This window comes from Sphingopyxis sp., assembly GCF_036402335.1.
In the GTDB taxonomy this organism is placed as follows: domain Bacteria; phylum Pseudomonadota; class Alphaproteobacteria; order Sphingomonadales; family Sphingomonadaceae; genus Sphingopyxis.
Window position 1 is genome coordinate 1 of record NZ_DASWTD010000414.1, and the last position, 1,529, is coordinate 1,529.

General features: G+C 66.6%; 2 protein-coding genes. Both read right to left on the reverse strand.

Annotated features, from left to right (window positions below; all coding sequences use genetic code 11):
• Positions 1–9 precede the first annotated feature (9 nt).
• Entirely contained in the window at positions 10–1,263 is a 1,254-nt protein-coding gene (locus VGD20_RS13540; RefSeq protein ID WP_331134957.1) for a D-alanyl-D-alanine carboxypeptidase family protein, read from the reverse strand.
• Positions 1,264–1,273: 10 nt separating this feature from the next.
• The coding region (locus VGD20_RS13545; RefSeq protein ID WP_331134958.1) for an SPOR domain-containing protein at positions 1,274–1,529 on the reverse strand (256 nt) is incomplete at its 5' end.

Consider the following 1,529-nt stretch of genomic DNA (forward strand, 5'->3'; position numbering starts at 1 on the left):
AACGCCCGGTCACAGCCCGGTCAGCCGGTAGAATCCCGTCCGTGCACGCGCCCACCAATCCCCCTCGCCGACATCGGCGGCGGCGAGCAGTGGCGTCGTCTGTGGCGGCAAGCCGTCGGGCGTGACCACGAGGTCGGCCACCGGCGTCCCGCGCGTGACGGGCGCCGTCAGGGGGACGTTCGAGCGCATGACGGCGCGGTAGCCCCCGGCATAGCCTTTGGGAACCGTCATCCGCACCGCGATACCCGTTTCGGTCGCGACGACAGGCTTCATGCCCTTGCCGACGTCGATGCGGCCGAGACTCGTGCCGGCGGGGACGAGTTCCCTGCCCTCCCATTCGTCGAAGCCCCATTTCATCAGCCGCTCGGCCTCGTCGCGCCGCGCCTTTTCGCTGCTCATCCCCGCCACCACCATGATCAGGCGGCGGCCGTTCCGTTTCGCCGAGCCGAGGAAACAATAGCCCGCTTCGGCGGTGTGGCCGGTCTTGAGCCCGTCGGCGCCCTCGAACCGCCCGAGGATCGGGTTGCGGTTGCGCTGGACAATCGGCTTCCCCTCGGGCGATGTGCCGTGCTGGAGTTTCGGCAGCGAGAAATAGCGCGCATAACCGCCCGGATGATCGCGAATTAACCGGTCAGCGAGCGTAATCAGATCGGCGGCACTGACCTTGGTCACCCCGCCGTCAGGCCAGCCGTTGGGGGTCCCGAACCGACTCGATTTCATTCCAATATCAGCAGCTACTGCATTCATTCTTTTGACAAATGCTTCCTCGCTGCCATCGATGCCCACCGCGAGCACCGCAGCGGCGTCGTTGCCCGAAACGGTGATCAGCCCCTTGAGCAGCTCGTCGACCGACACTTTCTCGCGCGGGCGCAGGAACATCGTCGACCCGCCGCTGCTGCCGTTCCATTTCTTCCATGTCGCTTCGTCGACGGTGAACTGCTTGTCCCGGCTGAGCTCGCCCTTCCGGATCAGGTCAAGCACGACATAGGCGGTCATCACCTTGGCCATCGACGCGGGTGCGAAGCGCTTGTCGGCGCCGCGCGAAAAGAGGATCGCGCCCGAATCGAGATCCTTCAGCATCACGATCGGTGCCTGCGTGACATAGAGCGGACGGCTGACCGGCGCATTTTTGGCCGGTGCGTTCCTGGCGCGCGCATCCTTCGGGGGCGCATCGCCCGCCGACGCCGCGGGAAAGGCAAAGGCGAGCGCGAGCAGGGTCAGCACCGCCGCGCTGCCTTTTGCGATGATTGTTGTCCGCCGCATGCTCCGGTTGTCAGCGGTCGCGCTGGACCACCGCGTCGCGGAAGCCCTTGGCCTTTGCCTTGCCGAGGGCGCTTTGTGCATCGGCTTCACTGGCAAAGGGGCCGACGCGCACGCGCCAGAGCTTGCCCGCCTTCGCGACCGATCCCCCGACCGATTTGGCCGCGGCGCTGGCGCGGGCCTCACTACTGAACGCGCCGACCTGGACGATATATTTGCCGCCGGTGGTGACCTGTGCTGGCTTTGCGGGCACCGCTTTCGCCGCCGGG

Excerpts from the sequence above, each read along its gene's own strand:
- VGD20_RS13540 (WP_331134957.1), bottom strand. The coding sequence starts at position 1,263 with ATGCGGCGGACAACAATCATCGCAAAAGGCAGCGCGGCGGTGCTGACC.